Origin of the sequence: Sphingobacterium sp., from assembly GCF_039596235.1 — a bacterium.
In the GTDB taxonomy this organism is placed as follows: domain Bacteria; phylum Bacteroidota; class Bacteroidia; order Sphingobacteriales; family Sphingobacteriaceae; genus Sphingobacterium.
In genome coordinates this window covers 294,023-315,835 of record NZ_JBCNKE010000008.1, presented here as the reverse complement: position 1 = coordinate 315,835, position 21,813 = coordinate 294,023, and the positions used below count along the sequence as shown (strand labels likewise).

Genomic DNA, 21,813 nt, shown 5'->3' with positions numbered 1-21,813 from the left:
AAAAACAAAGTTCTTCCCAATAGCATGAAAAGAACTTTGTTGATATCCTCTTATATTAGATCAAGGGACGCAAGCGTTCCAATAATTTTTTGGTTGCGAAGATTCCTTCCTCTTCGCTCAGTTTACTTCCTTCGTATTCAATCCCAACATAACCTTTGAATTTCGCCTTTTTCACGATTTTTAACATGCGTTCGTAGTCAATCTGGGTTTCATTACCATTCGCATCAAAATCATGTGTTTTGGCACTTACACCATGCGCATAAGGCATCAGGTCTGTTACCCCCTGATAGCGGTCATATTCATAGAAATTACCCAGATCAGGTAAGCTACCACAATATTTACTTCCTACGGCTTTCAGTGTCTTGGCCAACCAGTCACCGTGGGAGGAAATACCACCATGGTTTTCGACAATGATACTGATACCTGCTTTCTTTCCAATATCGGCTAAAGTTGTTAAGCTCTCTACTACACGTTTGCTCACTTCATCAGGTGTACCTTTACCTGCCGCATTTACACGGATAGCATGGCAACCCAAAAAATTAGCGGCTGAAATCCACTTATAGTGGTTCTGTACAGCCTGTTTTCTTTTGGTTTCATCTTCGTCACCAAGATTTCCTTCACCATCAACCATAATTAACACATTCCTTACACCATTATCTTTTGCACGCATGTTCAATTCAGTCAGGTAATTGTTGTCGTTAGCTTTATCTTTGAAGAATTGATTTACATACTCTACGCCATAGATACCATATTTTTTGGCAGCTACAACCGGGAAATCCAAATTGTTCAGATCACCTTTAAACAAAGTTTTATGCAATGACCATTCCGCAAGGGAAATGTCAAACCAGTCTTTCTTTGCTGCTGCAAAGCTCTCCAACGAGGGGGCCAATGCTATACCGGCAGAGGCTAATGCAAGGTTTTTAAGAAAATCTCTTCTAGAATTCATGTGTTTAGATTTAAGTGTGTTATTTATATATTTCCCCATCCGGTAGTCAGTACATCCACGAGATGCATGGTCTGGATAGGTAATTTATGTTTATCAATATAAGCCTGCAACTGCAATAAACAGGACGAATCTGTCGAAATAATATAGTCAGCATTCAAAGCCATGGCATTTCGGACTTTCTGTTCCGCCATAGCGGCCGATATCCCTTCAAACTTAACGGCAAAACTTCCGCCAAAACCGCAACAGGTTTCGCTGTCTTTTACTTCCACCATTTCCAATCCCAGTACTTTGCTGAGCAGTTTTCTCGGTTCATCTTTGATCTTGCACTCACGCAGGGCTGAACAAGAGTCATGATATACCCCAACACCTTCCAATTCAGCGCCAAAATAATCCTTTTTCAATACATTGACCAAGAAATCGGAAATCTCCATCACCTGTTGTTGTATTTTATGACATTGATGAGAATCTGCAGAATTTGCGAACAGGTCGCTATAACTATTTCTGACCATACCGGTACAGGAGGCCGAAGGAGAGATAATGACCTGATCTCCGGAAAAATCTTCTAAAAACTTCTTTCCTACCTGCTTCGCATCGTCCCAAAACCCGGCATTGTAGGCCGGTTGCCCACAACAGGTCTGATTGGGATTATAACTCACCTCACACCCGACCTTCTCCAGTAAACGAATCGTGTTAAAAGCGGTCTCCGGATAAAGCTGATCTATAAAACAAGGAACAAAAAGTTCTACCTTCATATTTAATTCAATCAATAAAATTAAGATTTATTGGATACTAATATCCGCACCAAAAGTAACAATCCAATTACAAAAAATAAAGAGAGTACCAAGGCAGAATAGCGGATATTATGCGTGATCTGTTCTATCAGACCAAAGGAGAACAAGCCGATTACAATAGCTATTTTTTCTGTAACATCATAAAAAGAGAAAAAAGCCGTCGTATCCTTGATATCCGTTGGAATCAATTTGGAATAAGTTGATCTCGATAAGGACTGAATTCCGCCCATGACCAAGCCGACCAATGCGGCAATAATATAAAACTGCATCGGCGTGGATAGATAAAATGCGGCAATACAGATGGATATCCAGATCATGACCACCACGATCAGCACCTTAATATTGCCAAAAATCTTAGAGAGGGATGACATCAAAAATGCCCCTAAGATCGCCACAAGCTGGATTAAAAGAATTGTTGCAATCAGCCGCTCAGCGCCCAGATGGAGTATTTTCTCACCAAATGAAGAGGCCACGATCATTAGCGTCTGTACGCCGATGGCGTAGAAGAAAAAGGCCGGTAGAAACTGTTTTATCTCAGGTATACCTTTAATTTTATGGATTACATGGCTAAACTCATCGCGTACATTCTGCACAAAACTTTTGCCGATATTATTACCCGTGGCTTCAATTTTAGGTAAATATTTAAATGGAATCATGGAGAATCCCAACCACCAGAGTCCCACCATCAGAAAAGATATGCGGGCAGGTAGCGATGGATCTGTGATGCCAAACCAGTCCGGTTTCAACACCACAATAAAACAAAGTATCTGTAAAGTAACACAACCAATATAACCAAAAGCAAATCCCTGGGCGCTCACCCGGTCCTGTTGATCTACAGTCGCTAACAAGGGTAAATAGGAATTGTTGAACAAAACACCACCGATATATCCCATTGCTGCCAAAGCAAAACAGATAATACCAATCTCCAGTGTTTCGAGTTTAAAGAAAAACAGGCACATGCATGAAATTGCCCCCACATAGGTAAAAAATTTCATGATCTGCTTCTTTAGGCCTTTTGCATCTGCATAGGACGAGATAAAGGGCAAAGAAAATGACATCAACAAATAAGCGACAGCCAGTGCAAAATTAGAAAGCGCAGTATTGACAATCTTCAAACCAAAAAAATTAACAACGTCACCATGTTCCTTTGTCGTAGTAATTGCAGTATAATATACCGGGAATATGGTTGAGGTGATCACAAGGTTGTAAGCGGAATTGGCCCAATCAAACATCGCCCATGAGCGAATGAGTTTTTTATTGTTTTTTACAATTGCTTCCATTTAAATTGGCTTAATAAGTTTGACGAATATAAGTAATTATTTTAGCCATTTCTTTACGAATTTCACTTGCGCGATCGTCGATATAATTATTGTTCATAAAAGAGAAAGCGAGCCGTCTTCCCGACCTCGTAACCAGATAACCGCTCTGGTTATATACCGAAGTAATTGTCCCTGTTTTTGCAAAAACAAAAGCTTCGCCCAGATCTTTACTATAGGTTCTTTTTAATGTACCATCCACTCCACCAGCGGGAAATAGCCGAAAACGTACACGCTCATCCGGTATCTTATTTCTCAGAAGCACCAGCAGGTCAACATTATTTTGTGGTGTGACTTTGTTATAGGAAGACAGTCCCGAACCGTCAAAAATGGCCACCTCGCTCGAAAAAAATTTATAAACCTTATTTTTCATCCAGTCCCGAACCAGGTAGGTGTCAAATTGACCAAACTGCTTCCATGAGCACATCATTAAGAATTGTTCAGCGATAAAATTATCGCTGGGCAGCATCATTTCCCGAAGAAGGTTTTTGGTTTCTCCTGAATATAATATCTTGGTATCATTGGGCTTTTTATAGGTCGTCAGATTTACTTTTTTGCCCAGTGTGTCGGACAGCAACTTCACAAACAGACTATCAGAATAAATAAAGGGCACCTCATTGACATAATCGTTTGGTACTGGTCGTTTTGACATCCAAAAAACATTATTTCGAAATGAGCGTGAGAGCTCAAAATCGCCTACTTTGGGTTCAGGTAGAAAATCCAGGTCTTTTTGAAAAATCCCGGGAGAAGTATTTAAATGATTGTATCCTCTTTGACGGAAAGTGACCACATTGCCATAGATCGGAAAAGTGCTGATTTCGGGCTGATAGTATGCTTCGAAGTCTTCTATTGCCCAACCGTGGGCATAGAACTTATTTTTCATTGTTCCCGGCACAACGTAAATCGTTTTGTTCGTCCGTTTCAGAAAGTTGTAGACCACCCTGGTATCGAGTCTGTTATGCAAGAAAGTAGGGTCTCCCGTTCCCCAAATTAATAGGGAATCTCCCCTTTCGACATACTCCAGGCCTGGGATAGAATCTCCCAGCAGCTCCAGTGTAGCATAGGTTGTATACATTTTGGTATTCGAAGCTGGTGTAAAATGTTTATTGCCATTGATATCCAGTACAAACTTATTTGCGTTTAAATCATACAGTGAAAATCCGTAGAAATGATCATTTAATATTTTGGATTCCTGAAGCATCCGATAGACGTCTTCAAAATCCTGTGACTTAACAATAAGGGTAGAAAATGGGATAAGCCAAAGCAGGAATATCGTGCGCAAGAAATTTTTCATTGGTTCAAACATACAAAAAAGAGCAATAACTCCTTTTCTCTTATTGCCAAAATTCAGATACAAACTATTTAAAACGGCAAAAGGAGGACATTCATCCTCCTTTTGCTGTCTTTATATCAACGATTAATAACCTTGATTTTGTGTTAGGCTACCATTGCTTTTATTGATTTCTTCTTGTGGAATTGGGAAATAAGCATTTTTATCCGTGTATGCTTTGCTCTTAAAGACAGGGAGAATACCGCCCTCAAACTTTGCATAATTTGCGATAACCTCTTTTGCTATCCCCCAGCGTACCAAGTCAAAGAAACGGTGACCTTCCATAGCAAGTTCCAATCTTCGTTCAAAACGAACAGCTTTACGCGCCTGATCTGGGCTTGTGAATGCTAGATAAGGTTTAACCTCATATTTCGCTGCAGCAACTCCACCTCCGGTAGTCTTTGTGGGCAATTTTGCTGCGCGTAACCGAATAGAATTAACATATTTTAAAGCATTTGGGAGATTGCCAAGTTCGACCTCACACTCTGCTGCCATCAAAATTACATCCGCCAATCGAATAATATTCACATCCAAATCGGTCACATACGCCGCACCCGATTGTGTGTGTGAAGCATGCTGGCTTTTTGGAATCATGGTTTTAATACCTGTAAATGGGCCTCCATGTGGGCGGCTACCTTCTTCAGGACGCAACCAAGCATCACCAGGAAACTCTCCATAATCCAAGAAATTAACACCTCGACGTCCTACGGTGTAATCAAGGCGTGGATCAAATCTCAAATTCACATCCAATTTATAGTTCGCAATAGCAGTCTTGTCCGTCAACAAGATATCAGATGTATAAGGGTTAGTACGATAGGAATCATCTAACATTGGAAGTCCGTTTGCGTCTACCTTATAAGCGTTAACAAGATCTATGGACGGTTGATAGAAACCACAACAACCAACAGGGTTCGTGCCATTCAATCCGCTCAACATATCGCCGACATTGGCATTATCACCACCGCCGTCAGGATTTATAGCATGTTTCGCCACCAAAAGTGCCTCCGGACCATTTTCCTTATTCACATCGTAATTATCTTGGAAAGGCATTGTCGTGATATCTCGACTTCCAATGACGTCCTTAAATAAAACCAATGCTTCAGCATATTTTTTCTGATAAAGATATAGTTTTCCTAAATAGGCTTTTGCAATACGCTGATCCATACGTCCACCTTCACCATTGATCTTTTTATCTGGTAGATTTGCTATAGCAATCTTTAGATCGCTTTCGATCATCGGTTGTACATCCTTGTCATTTTTGACAACCTTTGCATCATCGATGCTTGTATTTTCATCTACATATGGAATATTTTTAAATATACGCCACAAAAAGAAGTAATAGTGGGCTCTTAACATTTTCGCTTCACCTTCAATTTCTTTTGCGCGTTCGGCTTTAATCGTTTTGCCACCATCTTGATCCTTCTTCAATAAGCGGAGCGTTGTATTTGCCCGAAGTATACCTTCATAATATACCTGCCACATTGTACTCAGATTGTCGTTGGAGGAAATCGTAGTAAAAGACTCGATCATATTCATGTTCGGCTGATCGGTGATGACCGATCCCTTGTGCGCATTGTCAGATGTAATCTCTCCGAAAATCCATTGGCTCGGTGCCGAACCATAGTTCCCCCAAGTACCACTGATATTACCGTTCATAATTCCATACGCACCGATCAAGGTAGCTTCTACCCCTTTCTTTCCCTCAATTTGTTCTTCAATCAATTCGCCTTGGGGATTCTTTTCTAAAAACCCTTTACTGCATCCAAACATGCTTAAAGTTGTCAGCCCCAGCAGGCTGTATAGTAGAATATTTTTCTTTTTCATTTTAATTGCTTTATAATTCCGTTAAAAACCTAAACTTACCCCCAACATATATTGTCTGGCTTGAGGATATACCCCAAAATCAACGCCCAATGCGGGATAATCCGATGGTGTTGCCGACACCTCCGGATCAAGACCCTCATATTTTGTAATTGTAAATAGATTTGTCACTCCGATATAGGCTCTTAATTTTTTCACGCCTGTATTCGTACCAAAGAGTTTGTCTGTAGAAAAATTATAACCAATTTGTAAATTCTTCATCTTGAAAAAACTCGCGTCCTGTACGAAATAGCTTGAAGAAGCATATTCATTGGCCGAAACTTCCTCTTTCGTTTGAGAAGGAATTAAACTACCTCTGTTATCAGGGCTCCAAGCATCTAGCACACGGACGCTCTTTTGGCCATCAAATACACCAAAATCCGTAAAGTATCGTGTTGCTTCATAGTTTTTGTTTCCTTCCGAACCATAGAAGTACATCATGAGGTCGAAGTTTCTGTAATTAGCATTGATATTAAGCGAATACGTAAAATCCGGATGTGGACTTCCGATTACAGTATTATCTTTCGCATCTATTATTCCATCACCATTTACATCTTCAAACCTAAAACCTCCCACACGGGCTTTTTCATACGAGGGATATTGCTTCAATTCGGCTTCGTTTTGATAAATTCCGGCAACTTTGAACCCATAAAAAGCACCGAAAGGCTGTCCTGTTCTCAGGATAGAAGTTTCCATACTTCTAAATGCGCCATAGACGACATCGTTAATACCCGGCGCTAAGGCAACAATAGTATTTTTGTTCCTTGAAATATTTGCTCCAATATCAAAGTTGAATTTGTTCGGATCACTCTCTTTATGGTGGTAATTCAGCGAGAACTCCACCCCTTTATTTTGCATATCTCCAATATTTACATAAGGAGAAGCCGCCCGGCCAACAGCTGTTGCTGGCAGTGGCAATGCAAATAACATGTCTGAAGTTTTCTTATTATACCAGTCAAAAGCACCATCAATCTTTCCTCCCAAAATAGAGAAGTCCAATCCAAGGTTTAATGAAGCAACCTGTTCCCATTTTACGTTCTCGTTTTGATAATCACTGATCCACAAACCGCTTACTAAATCACTATTTATTGGATAGGAAGCCGAATTAATAGAGGTTGCGTAACGTTTTAAATATTGATAAGATGGAATACGCTGATTACCTGTAATACCGTAACCCGCTCTCAATTTCAGGTCATTTAACCAGCTTACACCCTTCATAAACTCCTCTTGGGATACCCGCCATGCGCCACTCACCCCTGGAAAAGTACCATACTTGTTTTTGGAACCAAAATTTGATGAGCCATCCCTTCGGACTGTTCCACTTAAGATATAACGATCTTTATAGGAATAATCTACTTTTCCAAAAATGGAGAACAACGATCCCAGAGCACCTTCACTTGCTGCCGAATTTTTTGAAGCCTGACTGACATAAAAGAAATCCGTAGAATTTGTAATGAAGTAACCATTTCCATTCCCTTGAACCTGACGATACGTATTGTCAATGGCTTCCGTTCCTAATAATACATTCAAACTATGGGCATCATTAAAGTTAGCCTTATAGTTCAATGTATTTGTCCAGGTCCATTCTGTGTTATAACCGGAGGTTTCTGACGATGCGCTGTTTGCGCTACCCTCTGTAAACTCAAGGTTAGGATAGGTATAACTTAAATTGTAATAATTCTCATATTTGATACCAAAGCTTGTTCTAAATGTTAATCCTTTTAATATATCATATTCCCCAAAAGCATTACCGAAGAAGAAATTGCTTTTGTTCACATTATCTTTAGCGCGGTAAGCAATCGCTACGGGATTCTCACCATTTCCCCAGCCGCCTCTAGAGCCTGCAAAATTACCACCTTCATCATATACCGGAATAATATTCTTGATACGATACGCGAATCCAATCGCACTACCTTCTCCGATATAGTCACCAGCGGTATTTGTATTTACACCGATACCATGCCCTTTGGTCATGCTATACTGCATATTTTCACCAAAACGCAATTTTTTATTAAAAGCGGAAAAATTTGTATTTGAACGAACATTAAAACGCTCGAATCCCGTATGAATTACTGTTCCTTTTTGGCCTAAATATCCTCCTGAGACAGCATAAGATGCATTTTCACCTCCGCCTACAGCATTTAATTGGTAAGACTGTGTTGGCGCGTTCTGGCTCAGTTCTTTAAACCAGTCGGTACCAGCTTTATTCGCTTTGGTAATTTGATAAAATTCCTCTTTGTTATCCGCATAATTATATTTGGACATATCCGCATCGGCTGGTGTCACTTTGTTACCCGATACAGCGCCAGCCAACAGATAATCAGGTAGCGGATCTTTATTGCCATTTAGGTCATAAATCTGCTGTGGACTTAACATTTTTGGAAAACGGCCACTATTAGGAACTTGTACGCCATAGTAAGCATCAAAGTTAATTTGGGGTTTTCCAGACTTACCGGATTTGGTTGTAATAATAACAACACCATTATTTGCCCGTGAACCATAGATTGAAGCTGCCGATGCGTCTTTCAGCACTTGCATTGTTTCAATATCGTTCTGGTTCAACCAGCTCAATTTACCTTCAAATGGCACCCCGTCGATCACATAAAGCGGTTCGTTGTTATTAATTGTACTATAACCACGGATTTTAATCTGTGGTGTGGAACCCGGAGCACCATCTGTTACAACTTGTACCCCTGTTGCGCGACCTTGTAAAGACTCGACAGCACTTGCCGCTGGTGTTGTTTTCAATTGGTCTGTATTGACGACCGCAACAGATCCGGTCAAATCTTTCTTCCGTTGAGTAGAATAACCCGTTACAACAACTTCTTCTAAAGCGCCTTCGGTAGCATTTAATGAAATCGTTAGGTCAGCTTTTCCAGTGACTGTGACTTCGGAACTCGCGTAACCGATATAACTCACAATCAATACATCGCCGACTTTTCCCTGAACCGTAAATGCCCCATCAGCATCTGTTGAGGTACCTTTACTTGTGCCTTTGATTTTAACCGATACCCCGCTAATCACCTGGCCTGTCGCAGCATCTTTTACTACCCCCTTAATAGGTATCTCCTGTAAACCTTTCGTTTTCACTAGTGAAACGACTTCAACTCGGCCATGAGCGATAGCCCCTTTGGCAGACAGCTGAGCAGTCATTCCGCCTGCGATGAGAAGAGAACTCATCAGCAAGAACCTCTTATTGAACTTTTGGCCCAATATGAGATCAAAACAGCAATTTTTGTCCGTTTTTTTCATCATAATTTTAAATAGGTGGTTTAAAAAATTTATGTTTATTTATCTGTTTGTCTATGTTGGTAATGGTTATTTTAAGTTTTGGTCGCTTAGCTCTAGCAGAAACAACACGCGTTGCTACTGATTATGAGCCTTTTTGGTTATCATTTTCAATTTTTTTGGTTATTTACAGAAATGTTAAAATCTGTTAAATAAATGTAAAGAATAAAAAATATAAAAAAAAGAAAATTTACACTTTATATCACAAGAAACTATAAATCAGGTTATTGTAATTCATACACTAAGCCTATCATCTATACTTTTGTTACAAAAATAAAGTTTAGCGAATTGATGTTATTTACTTTTCACTCCTATGAAGCCAGAATGTCAAATATTCGCCAAATACATTTAAATACGCTAAAAGGTACTTATATTTGTTTTGATGAATGTAAGTAGTTTATTAGAACGGGCGCTCCGATTTGAGTTCCTTTCCAAGGAAGAGGGTGTTTTTTTATATCAAAATGCACCTACAGCTGATTTGACTTTCGTAGCCAATGAATTGCGCAAGATACAAGTACCACATGGTAAGGTAACCTGGCAGATTGACAGAAATGTCAATACCACCAATGTTTGTGTCGCAAACTGCAAGTTCTGTAATTTTTTTCGTCGTCCCGGTCATGAAGACAGTTACATCACTGATATCGAGAGTTATAAACAAAAGATCGAAGAGACCTTTAAATATGGTGGCGATCAACTTTTATTACAAGGAGGTCACCATCCAGATTTAGGTATTGAATTCTACAAAAACCTATACAAACAATTAAAGGAGCTTTACCCTACACTGAAACTCCACTCACTCGGTCCACCGGAAATTGCCCATATTTCGAAACTGGAAAATATGAGCCATATCGATGTACTGACCCAGCTGAAAGAAGCGGGGCTGGATTCCCTGCCGGGAGCCGGAGCTGAGATCCTTAATGATCGCGTGCGGCGTTTGATATCCAAAGGAAAATGTGGTGGTAAGGAATGGCTTGATGTCATGCGTGCGGCACATAAGATCAATTTGCCGACTTCGGCCACGATGATGTTCGGTCATATCGAAACCATAGAAGAGCGTTTCGAACATCTGGTTTGGATCAGAGAAGTACAAAATGAAAAACCCAAAGATGCTTATGGTTTTATTGCCTTTATTCCCTGGCCTTTCCAGGATGATGGCACACTATTAAAAAGACTTCGCGGCATCACCAACGACGTAACCAGTGAAGAATATATCCGTATGATTGCGCTAAGCCGGATCATGCTACCGAATATCAAAAATATCCAGGCCTCTTGGCTTACGGTTGGAAAACGTACTGCCCAGCTATGTTTGCACGCTGGAGCAAACGATTTTGGATCTATTATGATCGAAGAAAATGTCGTTTCGGCGGCGGGGGCGCCCCATAGGTTCACTTCCCGATCCATACAGGAAGCTATTTTAGAAGCTGGTTTCGAACCGCAGTTGAGAACACAAAAATATGATTTTAGAGAACTGCCTGCTCACATGATCGAACAGGTCATTAACTATTAATACCCTACATTGAAAGACGTCATTAGAAATATTGAAGCAATTATTTTTGCTTCTGCAGAAGGAATAGATCTTGCCGACATCAAACAGATTCTACAGGAGGCTTTGGCTATTGAAGTATCGAAAGAAGAGCTACGTGAATTGATTAAAAAGATAGAAGACAAATATCAGGATGAAGATCATGTATTGGAACTTCGGTATATCAATAATTCGTATCAGTTTCTGACCAAAGCGGTCTATCACGAGGCAATACAGCAATTACAAAATCATAACAACAAACGCAAGCTCAGTCAATCGGCCTTGGAAACACTTGCCATCATTGCCTATAGACAGCCAATTACCAAGCTGGAAGTCGAACAGATCAGAGGTGTCAGCTGTGATTATTCTATTCAGAGACTATTGGAAAAGAAATTGATCAAAATAGCCGGAAAGGCCGATAGCATAGGTAAACCACTGCTGTATGCGACCAGTCAACAATTTATGGATCACTTTGGAATTAACGGTGTTCGAGACCTTCCGCAACTAAAAGATATCGTTACGGAAGACAACGCAATTGGTGAAACAAATGAGTAAATAAAATAAAATAAATTTTTATTTTCAAAAAACAGTTCAACATATTGATTAGCAGAAAAATAAAGGGCAATATTTTTTTTAAAAAAAGTTTTAAAAAATAGTTTTCTTCTCTAATTTTACAACATTGAATAAAAAACAATAAAGCATTATTTTATGAACACGGCAATATTAGCTAACGAAGATCTTGAAGAAGTAAAATTCGCGTCTTTCAATGGACCTGATGACGATGATGATGATTTCGATAACGATGATTTCGAAATCTCGGAAATTGAAGGATTAGATGACTTCGATGATGACGATGAATTTTAATATTTGGTGCATATAACACTACCTATTAAATCCAGAGAATCATTAAAACAATAAGGCGTTCAATTTGATTGAACGCCTTATTGTTTTACCATCGCTTTACTTCGCTTGGTCTATCAGTTTATGCAGTTCCATCTTGGGGATCATCCCACTCTGACGCCATAGCTGCTGCCCATTTTTAAATAAAATAAAAGTAGGTACCCCACTCACTTTATAAATGGAGGCTATTTTTGGATTCTTATCCACATCTATTTTGATAATAGATAGATCCTCCTGATAAAATTCCTTTACCTCCTGTAACACCGGCGCCATCGTTTGGCATGGACCGCACCACGTTGCAAAAAAATCCACTAAAACCAGCGAATTTGATTGAATAATCTGGTCAAAAGTTGCCATTACTTAATTCTCCTTTATATCCTCTTTCAATGCCTTATATCCACCCTGAATATTGCATATATTTTTAAACCCCTTTGCACGCAAAATAGAAACAGCGACCGCGCTACGATATCCCGATTGACAATGTACATAAAGCGGCTTATTATCTTTTTCTAGCGTGTTACCAAAATTAGCGAAATCTACCAACGGAATGTTCATTGCATTGTCAATATGTCCTTTATCAAATTCTTTCACTGTCCTCACATCCACAATATGACCTGAACCTGATTTTTCTACAAATTTTCCTGCGCTCAGATTTGTGATTGAATCGGTAACTTCCTGTTTCTTCCAACCGTCTATCCCGCCAACCAATATTCCCATTGCACCGGTATATCCCAACTGCGATAAACGCTCAGCCACTGCGGAGCGATCCTGTTCCTCGGCAACAATGAGGAGCTTTTGTTTTTTATCAGGGAGAACCTGTTCCAAAAAAGTATCAAATGGCCCCTTAAAGCCGATATTGATAGACCCTGGAATAAAACCTTGTAGGAATTCATCCCCCGAACGTGTATCCAAAACAAGTACAGAATGCTGTTTGCGCAGTGTTTTAAATTGCTTTAAAGCAAGTAAGGGCAATTCAACCATGTTGTGATGTGCCTCTAGCCGCTTAATATTGAACTCTGCATTCGCTGGTAGAGCACCGGGACCTATCAACATCGCCCCTAGCAATACGGCTACTAAAATCCTATTCATCTTATTTACTATTTAAAGGGGATTAGCAATTTTTCCAATTCCACTATCTTTCCATTGTAGATATTTAAATCGACATTTCCACGGATACCGGTTACCGTGCCTTTCTCTGAGAACTGCCAAAATGCCCAATGTTCTTTCGGGTTTTCGATCCAAAAATTATAGTTCGCGATCCAGAGGGTATAGTTCGCGAATTCCTTTTCCAAAAAATCACTGTAGAATTTATCTCCGGAGTACAGAATGGGCTTGACTTTATAATGTGCTTCCACTTCATCGAGCCAGCGTTTTAATCCCACTTTCAAACTATCCATGGATTGCTGTTTCGGATGCTCCTCTATATCTAATACTGGGGGAAGATCACCCGGATGGAGCTGCACCTTACGGATAAAATTTTTGGCCTGCCTGACCGAATTTTCATTTGGTCGGAAATAATGGTAGGCGCCCCGTAAAATCGCCCGATTATGTATTTTGGACCAATTGCGGCTAAATTTATCATCTACCCCTTTCTCCCCCATTGTCGCTCGGATAAATACAAAATCGATAGGAAATTGGTCGTTGATCGTATTCACTTTCTGCCAGTCAATATCTTCCTGATAAGTCGAGACATCGATACCAAAGACCTTATCATCATGCTTACTCATAATTTCAATGTTTCGGATATCGTATTTAGCCTCCTTCGCCAGCGTTTTATTTTTAGATGTTGCTACACGGAAGTAGTAGATAATTCCAGCTTTATAATGCCAGGCAACAAGACCTAAGAAAAACACAAGCATTCCCACGATCATCCAGATCCATCTGGTCTCCTGAGGTTGCTGTTTCTTCCTAGGGGTTTTCGTTCGTTTCGATTGTTGTTGCGCCATACAGTGATGAAGTTACGGGAATCACAATTAACTCGCAAAATTTTCGTAACAATTTATATTTTTGTATATGATCGTATACAACCCTAAAGACTGGCTTTCAGCAACTTTCAAATTACATAAATCAGACACGTTTAAAAAGCTGTTACCGTTTCTTATTTTAATCGCTATCTACTCATGGGGTATTGCGTACCTTGAGCTGGAATACCTCAAATTAAGTGAACGGAGCTGGGTCAAGAATATTACGATTGTCCATAATCTATTGGGTTTCGTCATCTCTTTATTATTAGTCTTTAGGACCAACACGGCTTATGACCGTTGGTGGGAAGCCCGCAAGCAATGGGGCACGTTAACCAATGTCAGTCGGGCTTTTGCGTATAAGCTCAACGCCATTCTTCATGAAGAAGACAAGGTCAACCGCAGCTTCTTTCGAAAAAGTATCCCACTCTTCGCCGAAACCCTCTACGATTTTTTGCGATCTGACTACACCAAATTTATGCTCGATGAAAATGAGCATCCCGAACTTAAATCATTGGACAACAAGAAACATGGTCCGAATCAGGTTTCCAATATGATTTTTCAGAAGATAAACCAGCTCTATAAGGAAGGTATAGTCAGTGGAGACCAATTGATCATACTCAATGAAGAGATGGTGTCCATGACCAATGTTTGTGGCGCCTGTGAGCGGATTAAGAATACGCCAATACCATTAGCATATAGTGCATTTATTAAGAAGTTCATCATCTTCTATACAATGACACTTCCCGTAGGCTATGTTTTTTCGATCGGATATTTTGTTGTTGTTGCCGTTCCGTTTATCCTATATGTATTAGCTTCACTTGAACTGATCGGAGAATCCATCGAGGAGCCCTTTGGTATAGACCAGGACGATCTACCTATCGATAAAATAGCGGCGAATATCAAAAAACACTGCCATGAAATTATCCCGGCGTAATATTTTTAAAATAATCTAGCTCATTTTCAAACCATAAGAGATCGCCACAAAAATAAGTTTTGCAAATCTATTCAGAATTTCTACTTTTGTCGCGGAGAGTTGGCAGAGTGGTCGAATGCGGCGGTCTTGAAAACCGTTAACTGTCACAGGTTCGGGGGTTCGAATCCCTCACTCTCCGCAGAAAAAGCCTTTCAGCAATGAAAGGCTTTTTTCGTTGTTTTTGGATTCGAACATCTATCATCCGCACTTCTTATTCATAATCCGATATATTTTTCCCTAAGGTAATATCGCGCTTAGTTAGTTGTATCCCCGCTTCTACTAAGGGCTGTACGATCCCTGGACCTCCACGATCTTCTAAGGCCTTGCGTGGCTCAGTAGTCAGCAGTGCATCATCATCAAAAAAATACTCATCAAGATAATACCCGTTCTTATCAGGTTCCTTAATGGTTATATGAATATGCTCAGGTTCTCCCTTATCCGAATAGGCGGCAGGTCGAAAAGTATAAACGGTATACTTACCATCTTTTCCGGCTTTCACCCAACCTCTATATATACCATGTCGCTTTGCCCAACCAGTCGCACTGCTATTGGTCTCGTAAATCTCTAATATCAACTGCCATGCTCACTATACCCAACTATACCAAAAAGCTATCAGGTTATAAAAACCTGATAGCCAGAAACATTTTCAATGCATATCGTCCCAAGGCTACATTAAACAAAGAAAAATGTAAAATAAGTTTTGTAAATCTGTGCAGAATTTCTACTTTTGTCGCGGAGAGTTGGCAGAGTGGTCGAATGCGGCGGTCTTGAAAACCGTTAACTGTCACAGGTTCGGGGGTTCGAATCCCTCACTCTCCGCAGAACAAGCCTTTCAGCAATGAAAGGCTTTTTTCGTTGCATCCGGATTCGAACCAGAAGCGCTGGCAGGGGTTCGAACGTTATCATCGCAGATTATTGCATGGAGATGTGGGAAGCAATAACTCCCTTTTTTAAAAAAAAATCAGCGTTTTTCCCTTTAGGTATTCTTGTACTTTTTGTAGTTTTATGCCATTAACCGATTAACTTTTATGGAATCATCCCAGTCCAAATATTACCTGACCGCAAAGAAGTTCTGGAAGACAGTTGTGGACATCGAGAAAACAGCAGATACCTCACAATTACAACAGCAAATCGAATTTCATAAACGCTTATTAAATATATTTCAAGCGGGTAGCTTCTATTATTTAGTATTCAATATGTATACAGGGGAGGTGGAGTTAATAAGCGAAGAATGTGAAAACCTGATCGGGTATAAACCCGATGAACTTTCCATTCCATTCCTTATGGAGCGTATCCATCCTGACGACAAACCTTACTTTCTCAACTTTGAGTATAAAGTTGTAGCGTTTTTTAAGAGTTTACCTTATGAAAAAATAAAAAGCTATAAGGTCCAGTACGACTTCAGGTTCAAAAGAAAAGATGGACATTATATCAGGATCCTGCATCAAGCTATTCAGATAGATTATGACGAAAATAACTTCTACCGTACCCTCTCGCTGCATACTGACATATCCCATATAAAACAAGAAGGAAAACCATGCTTCTCGCTTATTGGGCTTGACGACGAACCCTCTTTTTTCAATATTCAACTCGATCAAGCATTCACAAAATCCTATGATATATTTACAAGGCGAGAACGGGAAATTTTAAAATGTATTGTTGAGGGCAAGATGAGCAAATCTATCGCTGACGAACTATGCATAAGTCTTCACACCGTGAATTCTCATCGGAAAAATATTCTTGCAAAAGCTGGAGTAAAGACACCTGTAGATCTGATAGCCAAGGCAATAAAGGAAGGCTGGCTTTAGACAGAGGACTACCTTCAGTCAAACAGTGTCGGAGCTCGATCTTTCATTTCTAGGTCAAGGAGGATGGACTTATTGTTCAGTCCTCCGGCAAAACCGACAAGTTTACCAGATCCCCCGATGATCCGATGACAGGGTACAATAATGGATATCGGGTTCTTGTTCAATGCCCCACCTACTGCCCGGACAGCTTTTATGTCACCTAGTTAACGTGCCAGATCGCCATAGGTTTTTGTATGGCCGTAAGGAATAGTTAACAAGGCTTCCCATACTTTAAGTTGGAAAGGGGTTCCCTGCATATCCAGCGGCAGATCAAACACTGTACGCTTGCGATCGAAATACTCCAAAAGTTGCTGTTGCGCGAGTAAAAGTAAAGGTGCTTGATCATCTCTATCCGGCATGGACAACTTTGTACGGGTATAGCCCTCACCTTTCCACAGTACGGCCGCAAGACCGCGTGTAGTTGCCACAAGCCTGATATTGCCTACTGCTGATACAATATCGGTATAAACAAGTCCATTATCCTGCGTCATGTTTTTTATTGGCAAGTTACTAATCTTTTTGATTTCTTTTCCCGCACCGAAAACATGTTTCTAGCCAAGCTGCCACAGCTACCTGTCCGCATTACATAACAACTACAATGATTTGATCATTGCCTCAACTTTTTGTGATATCCGCACTAGAGAAGGTAAATTACCAACTATAGTAGGTGCTATCATTATAAAACGGTTACCACCAGCGGATTTTAGTCTTTCGTCTTCTATTAGACAATTCTTTAACCTATTGTAATTGAACGCTCTGAAAGAAATCAAAGAAAAAATGGTTCCTATTGTCAAAAAAACTATGGAATAGTTCTCTCTCCGGCATCATATCAATGAGTATGAACGAGAGTTATAACCTAGAAACAAAACATCATGGCAGAACTAAATCAAAAAACACAAGACAGCGGAAAGAAAAAAATTAGAACCCGTAAAATGGCTCCGAAGGTAGATCTGACAGCGATGGTAGACCTTGCTTTTCTTTTGATTACCTTTTTCATGCTGACCACGACCCTAAACAAACCGGCAGCAATGGATATTGCCATGCCAGACAAAACAAAGGGCGAGGCTACTCCACCAGTACTTATCGACGAAAACCGGACAGCGACGTTGATCCTTGGAGATGGAAAATTTATGTGGTACCACGGCGATTTCAAGAAGCCGATTGCCTTTTCGGAAAAACCAGGTGATATAGAAAAAACATTGTCACAGGTTATCGCCCAGTTGAAAACCAAGATCAGTCTCATGCCCAATAGCAAAGATATGATTGTACTGATCAAGCCCAGCAAAGAAGCCCGGACAAAAGACCTGATACGTACAATTGACGAACTCAAACATCAAAATATCACACGCTATGTTATCGGCAAAACACAGGATGAAGAAGAAAAACAACTATTGGCCTCCATCCGCTAAAATGCCTAAGCGTAAAAATAGGTCATAAAATAAAACAAGTACTACCACAATTTTACAGTCAGAAGAGGAAGAAGGCTATTAAAAAATGAAAGGAAGTTTAGTTGCTAAGCAATAAAAGCAGTACTTCGGCTTTAATACTAAAAATAAGAATAGGAAAAGACATATCACCCCATAAAAGGAAATAGAGACAATTCAGTCTTTCGATCGTCACTATTTCCTTTTATGTAAGGTGATAATCTATTATCTTTTGTCCAGGTTTTCCCAATACCTTTCCACATTTTCTTTTACCTCCGCAGGCAAAGAAGCATAGTTGTCTGAATAGGAAGTCTTTTTATACCCGTCCTCCGCTTCCGCACGCATCCGATAAAATTGTCCCTTATATAAAATCAACGCAATACAGCTCAATTGTTTTTCGACATCCGCTTTGGGATGTCTGGAATAAATAAACAGCGCATCCAATTTTCCATCTTTATCCGCATCAAAAAAGGCTTTCCGCGATTCCCAGACCGAAGTAATAATTCCGTCTTCTTGAATAGTTTCTTCTACTATTGGTACCCACATACCATCTCTTCGCTGAAATTGCTGTACATACAGTTTGTCCGGATCTGCTCCGCGCTCCTCTTTGGAAAAAATGATATAATTATCTTCCTTTGCAGTCTGAATATGTTCAACCTGCAGAACCCGTTTACCTTTAAACGGAAAGCCCGAAGATTGAAAGTTTTCTTTATTGACTGAAATATCGGTGATCTGTGCCTGTGCAATGGAACATCCCATCAGAAACAGGATAAAAAGTGTGTATTTTCCCATGTGTTCTCCCTAAATTATGTAATCAAATTACTGACAATAAAAGAAAAATACAACAATTTCAACCCGCATCTTTACACCAACCTGATTCTATTCTCCATTATTCTCACTAAATTTATACGATTATTCAAACTGAAGCGGCTTCCGATCAGGTAGCTGTTTCACAAAAAATAGGCAGACAATCCGATGAAGCAGGACATCCAAACCATTGCGGATATTAAAATATTAGTTGATCAGTTTTACACTACTGTTCGCGCAGATAGTCTCATTGGCCCCATTTTTCGAGAGCGTATCCAGGACAATTGGAGCGTACATTTGGAAAAGATGTATCGCTTTTGGCAGACTATTCTATTGGATGAACATACTTATTTCGGCAGCCCGTTTCCTCCTCATATCCCCCTTGCCATCGAGGCAAAACATTTTGACCAATGGCTCCTGCTATTTGAAGCTACAGTCGATCGCTTATATAAAGGCGAAAAAGCAGAGGAAGCCAAATGGCGTGCGCAAAAAATGGCGCAAATGTTCCAGTTTAAAAAAGAATATTTCAACGCCAACCCTAAAAAGAAACCTTTAATATAAAAAACGCATTCAATAGCATTTCCGTTCCCCCTCTTTTTTATTTTGTATTCAAGCTTATTTCACGCAAGCTGCAAACACAAAGTAAAAAACTGCAAATCAACACAATACATTAGAATAACAAATTTTAACATTTCGTATTCTACATTATGTAGAATATATTCTATATTTGTAGTATGAATAAATTATCAGCGACTGAAGAACAATTGATGGGGTACATCTGGGACATGAAAAAGGCCTTTATGAAAGATATTATGGACGCTTATCCTGAACCCAAACCTGCTCCGACGACCATTGCGACCTTACTAAAACGGATGACCGAAAAAGGTGCCATATCGTATGTATTATATGGTAATTCGCGGGAGTATTACCCTTTGTTCGACAAAGACAATTATTATCTCGCACACGTCAATGATATTGTTGAAACATATTTTGATAATTCAGCTTTAAAATTTGCTTCTTTTTTCACAAAGCAATCGCAGTTGACCAAAGAGCAATTGGAGGAACTGAAAAAAATAATTGATTCAGAAATTAAAAACAAAGCGACATGATTATCTATTTGGGAAAATTGATCGCCTGTTCGGGCTTACTGTATCTCGTATACATTTTTCTTCTACAACAGCAAAAGCTTCTGGTCTTTAACCGATTTTATTTGCTTACCATTATCCCGATCGCACTTTTTGCACCATTGCTGCAAACTGCCTTACCATCTTTTATTCCTGATTTTTTTTATTTTAATGGCCTACGGCCAGAAGTAGTTCCAGAGAATTCGGAGGCCGCCATCACAGCTCCTGCTGCCGTTCCACAACAACCGATAATATCGACCTACACGGTTATTTTCCTTGTTTATCTATCGATCACGATTGTACTTTTGATTAAGTATATCTTGAGCTATAAAAAGTTCTTAACTTATATTGACCGCGCAACTGTAACTGACAATCCTTCAATTTATAGCATTCATGGCCTCAAAACACCCTTCTCATTTTTAAGCCGGATCTATGTTCCCCGTAGAGCGTATTTACAAGGTGAGATTGAGGCTTCGATTATTGCGCACGAGCAGGCACATGTAGACCAGCGGCATTCCATAGATGTGGTGGTCATGCAGTTCATACGTGTTATCCTATGGTTTAATCCCTTAGTTTACCTGATTGACAGAGCCGTCCGACAAAACCACGAGTACTTGGCAGACGATGCCGTCGTACAGGTTTATGAACGTACCAGTTACCAACATCTGATTATCCAGTGGAGCTTGGTCTCCCCCGATATAAACGCATTACCGGCCAGTAATTTTAATTATTTAACAACAAAAAAACGATTAATTATGTTACAGAAAAGAACCAACAGCGGTAAGCTCTTGCTGATGCCTGCGCTTACCCTCTTGCTGACAACAGCAATCAGTCTGCTGTTTTCGACTCCTGTCGAAGCGCAGAAAACAACTCCGGCCAAAACAGAAAAAACTGAACCGGCAAAACCGGCGATGACTCCACCTGCTACCAGACAACCTGGTGCGCCAAAAGCAGTATCCAAAAGACCTGATCCTCCAAAAGCAGAACGACTGCCAGCTGCTGAACCCATGAAAAATGCTGCTCAAAAAAAAGAAACAATACACTTCCAAGAGCCCAAAAAGACAGGTAGAAATGGTAAGAAAACAATGAAAAATAGGCCGCCGATGCTCGAAGAAGTAAAAGTTGCCCCTAAAATCGAAGAAGTGGTTTTGGAAGATGTGCAAATTAAGGAACCTAAGCGGATCAATGTAAACGGAAATAAGAATGGAAATTCAATCGGAAATGGCAATGCAAACGAAAACGTAAAATTTAAGGAAGCTAAAAAGGTATCTTCTCATGTGGACTTCGCAACATCTGTGAAAGCAAACAATGTCCAAGTAAATAATCCTAAAACTGTTTCGATCGTAAGAACGGGAACAGCTACACCTGGATCGGCAAAGGTATCAGAAATTAGGTCGACAGAACCAAATACGATAACAAATGTAAACGTGAGTTCTGCTAGTACCATCGGTTCTGAAGCAAAGGGAAACAGTGGGAAGCGCGCTGCTAAAATTGTACTTAGAGGTCAGCCCGCAAAAAAAGAGGTTACTTCGAACTAAGTAGGATTTACGTCAATTGACATCGAAATTCCATCTCAAATCAAAAAACCGGAGGAAAGACTACTCCTCCGGTTTTCCAGCCAAGCTAACATACGAAAAAATCACTTAATCCCTGTACTGTCATACCATTTCAAAATCTATTGCATCCGTACTGCTTAAATCACTTTTGGCGCAGCTGTCAGG

The 21,813-nt window shown here is 39.9% G+C and carries 20 protein-coding genes, 2 tRNA genes and 1 pseudogene; 11 read left to right on the top strand and 12 right to left on the bottom strand.

Translation table 11 applies throughout. From position 1 onward, the window contains the following. Window positions 1-55: 55 nt before the first annotated feature. The 6 genes from ABDW32_RS17450 to ABDW32_RS17425 all read right to left on the bottom strand — a co-directional run bounded on the left by ABDW32_RS17450 (window position 56) and on the right by ABDW32_RS17425 (window position 9,498). The gene (locus ABDW32_RS17450; protein WP_343564682.1) at window positions 56-946 is read right to left on the bottom strand and encodes a TIM barrel protein; all 891 of its coding nucleotides are present in this window, start codon (window positions 944-946) and stop codon (window positions 56-58) included. Window positions 947-969: 23 nt separating this feature from the next. After that, window positions 970-1,698 (bottom strand): (Fe-S)-binding protein, encoded by a 729-nt coding sequence (locus ABDW32_RS17445; RefSeq protein ID WP_343564680.1) that lies wholly within the window; start codon window positions 1,696-1,698, stop codon window positions 970-972. 20 nt (window positions 1,699-1,718) lie between these two features. Then, window positions 1,719-3,017, bottom strand: coding sequence for an MFS transporter (locus tag ABDW32_RS17440; RefSeq protein WP_343564678.1), 1,299 nt, complete (start codon window positions 3,015-3,017; stop codon window positions 1,719-1,721). A 10-nt stretch (window positions 3,018-3,027) separates the two neighbouring features. Next, a complete protein-coding gene (locus ABDW32_RS17435) occupies window positions 3,028-4,347 on the bottom strand; it encodes a D-alanyl-D-alanine carboxypeptidase (protein WP_343564676.1) in 1,320 nt (439 codons plus the stop codon). 123 nt (window positions 4,348-4,470) lie between these two features. Next, window positions 4,471-6,207 carry a RagB/SusD family nutrient uptake outer membrane protein gene (locus ABDW32_RS17430; protein WP_343564674.1) on the bottom strand — a complete coding sequence of 579 codons (1,737 nt, stop codon included), beginning with the start codon at window positions 6,205-6,207 and terminating at the stop codon, window positions 4,471-4,473. A gap of 21 nt (window positions 6,208-6,228) precedes the next feature. Then, window positions 6,229-9,498: a TonB-dependent receptor gene (locus ABDW32_RS17425; protein WP_343564672.1), complete on the bottom strand. Its 3,270-nt coding sequence runs from the start codon at window positions 9,496-9,498 to the stop codon at window positions 6,229-6,231. Between the two features lie 415 nt (window positions 9,499-9,913). Here ABDW32_RS17425 and mqnC point away from each other — a divergent pair, with 415 nt between their 5' ends. The 3 genes from mqnC (at window position 9,914) to ABDW32_RS17410 (ending at window position 11,917) form a co-directional block, all read left to right on the top strand. Beyond that, window positions 9,914-11,038: a cyclic dehypoxanthinyl futalosine synthase gene (mqnC, locus tag ABDW32_RS17420; RefSeq protein WP_343564670.1), complete on the top strand. Its 1,125-nt coding sequence runs from the start codon at window positions 9,914-9,916 to the stop codon at window positions 11,036-11,038. A gap of 9 nt (window positions 11,039-11,047) precedes the next feature. Beyond that, window positions 11,048-11,608, top strand: a complete 561-nt coding sequence (gene scpB, locus ABDW32_RS17415) for an SMC-Scp complex subunit ScpB (RefSeq protein WP_343564668.1) — start codon at window positions 11,048-11,050, stop codon at window positions 11,606-11,608. A 153-nt stretch (window positions 11,609-11,761) separates the two neighbouring features. Further along, the gene (locus tag ABDW32_RS17410) at window positions 11,762-11,917 is read left to right on the top strand and encodes a hypothetical protein (RefSeq protein WP_175992081.1); all 156 of its coding nucleotides are present in this window, start codon (window positions 11,762-11,764) and stop codon (window positions 11,915-11,917) included. A gap of 96 nt (window positions 11,918-12,013) precedes the next feature. Here the strand turns inward: ABDW32_RS17410 and trxA are convergent, their stop codons facing one another. From trxA to ABDW32_RS17395, 3 genes are read right to left on the bottom strand one after another with little or no spacing between them, the layout of a single operon-like run. After that, window positions 12,014-12,310 (bottom strand): thioredoxin, encoded by a 297-nt coding sequence (gene trxA / locus ABDW32_RS17405; RefSeq protein ID WP_077437493.1) that lies wholly within the window; start codon window positions 12,308-12,310, stop codon window positions 12,014-12,016. Between the two features lie 3 nt (window positions 12,311-12,313). After that, window positions 12,314-13,042, bottom strand: a complete 729-nt coding sequence (locus ABDW32_RS17400; RefSeq protein ID WP_343564664.1) for a rhodanese-like domain-containing protein — start codon at window positions 13,040-13,042, stop codon at window positions 12,314-12,316. Window positions 13,043-13,050: 8 nt separating this feature from the next. Next, window positions 13,051-13,899, bottom strand: coding sequence for a glycoside hydrolase family 25 protein (locus ABDW32_RS17395; RefSeq protein ID WP_343564662.1), 849 nt, complete (start codon window positions 13,897-13,899; stop codon window positions 13,051-13,053). A gap of 67 nt (window positions 13,900-13,966) precedes the next feature. On the opposite strand from ABDW32_RS17395, the gene ABDW32_RS17390 reads away from it, so the two are divergent. Together ABDW32_RS17390 and ABDW32_RS17385 are read left to right on the top strand one after the other, a co-directional pair. After that, complete coding sequence (locus tag ABDW32_RS17390) at window positions 13,967-14,851, top strand: bestrophin family ion channel (RefSeq protein ID WP_343564661.1); 885 nt, start codon at window positions 13,967-13,969, stop codon at window positions 14,849-14,851. Window positions 14,852-14,944: 93 nt separating this feature from the next. After that, window positions 14,945-15,029 (top strand) — tRNA-Ser (locus tag ABDW32_RS17385). A gap of 72 nt (window positions 15,030-15,101) precedes the next feature. Here the strand turns inward: ABDW32_RS17385 and ABDW32_RS17380 are convergent. Next, window positions 15,102-15,464, bottom strand: a complete 363-nt coding sequence (locus ABDW32_RS17380) for a hypothetical protein (RefSeq protein ID WP_343564659.1) — start codon at window positions 15,462-15,464, stop codon at window positions 15,102-15,104. A 160-nt stretch (window positions 15,465-15,624) separates the two neighbouring features. Here ABDW32_RS17380 and ABDW32_RS17375 point away from each other — a divergent pair. Beyond that, a tRNA-Ser gene (locus tag ABDW32_RS17375) sits at window positions 15,625-15,709 on the top strand. Window positions 15,710-15,918: 209 nt separating this feature from the next. Further along, entirely contained in the window at window positions 15,919-16,698 is a 780-nt protein-coding gene (locus tag ABDW32_RS17370; RefSeq protein ID WP_343564657.1) for a LuxR C-terminal-related transcriptional regulator, read from the top strand. A 14-nt stretch (window positions 16,699-16,712) separates the two neighbouring features. Here ABDW32_RS17370 and ABDW32_RS17365 read toward each other — a convergent pair. Beyond that, a pseudogene (locus ABDW32_RS17365) lies at window positions 16,713-17,228 on the bottom strand (methylated-DNA--[protein]-cysteine S-methyltransferase). Window positions 17,229-17,609: 381 nt separating this feature from the next. On the opposite strand from ABDW32_RS17365, the gene ABDW32_RS17360 reads away from it, so the two are divergent. Further along, complete coding sequence (locus ABDW32_RS17360; RefSeq protein ID WP_343564655.1) at window positions 17,610-18,146, top strand: biopolymer transporter ExbD; 537 nt, start codon at window positions 17,610-17,612, stop codon at window positions 18,144-18,146. A gap of 240 nt (window positions 18,147-18,386) precedes the next feature. Here the strand turns inward: ABDW32_RS17360 and ABDW32_RS17355 are convergent, their stop codons facing one another. Continuing rightward, on the bottom strand, window positions 18,387-18,953 hold the full coding sequence (locus ABDW32_RS17355; protein ID WP_343564653.1) for a hypothetical protein: 567 nt from the start codon (window positions 18,951-18,953) through the stop codon (window positions 18,387-18,389). Between the two features lie 183 nt (window positions 18,954-19,136). On the opposite strand from ABDW32_RS17355, the gene ABDW32_RS17350 reads away from it, so the two are divergent. The 3 genes from ABDW32_RS17350 to ABDW32_RS17340 all read left to right on the top strand — a co-directional run bounded on the left by ABDW32_RS17350 (window position 19,137) and on the right by ABDW32_RS17340 (window position 21,630). Then, the gene (locus ABDW32_RS17350) at window positions 19,137-19,529 is read left to right on the top strand and encodes a group III truncated hemoglobin (protein ID WP_343564651.1); all 393 of its coding nucleotides are present in this window, start codon (window positions 19,137-19,139) and stop codon (window positions 19,527-19,529) included. A 173-nt stretch (window positions 19,530-19,702) separates the two neighbouring features. Continuing rightward, a complete protein-coding gene (locus ABDW32_RS17345) occupies window positions 19,703-20,077 on the top strand; it encodes a BlaI/MecI/CopY family transcriptional regulator (RefSeq protein ID WP_343564649.1) in 375 nt (124 codons plus the stop codon). Continuing rightward, on the top strand, window positions 20,074-21,630 hold the full coding sequence (locus ABDW32_RS17340; protein WP_343564647.1) for a M56 family metallopeptidase: 1,557 nt from the start codon (window positions 20,074-20,076) through the stop codon (window positions 21,628-21,630). Before ABDW32_RS17345 ends, ABDW32_RS17340 begins: the two co-directional genes overlap by 4 nt. Window positions 21,631-21,813 lie beyond the last annotated feature (183 nt).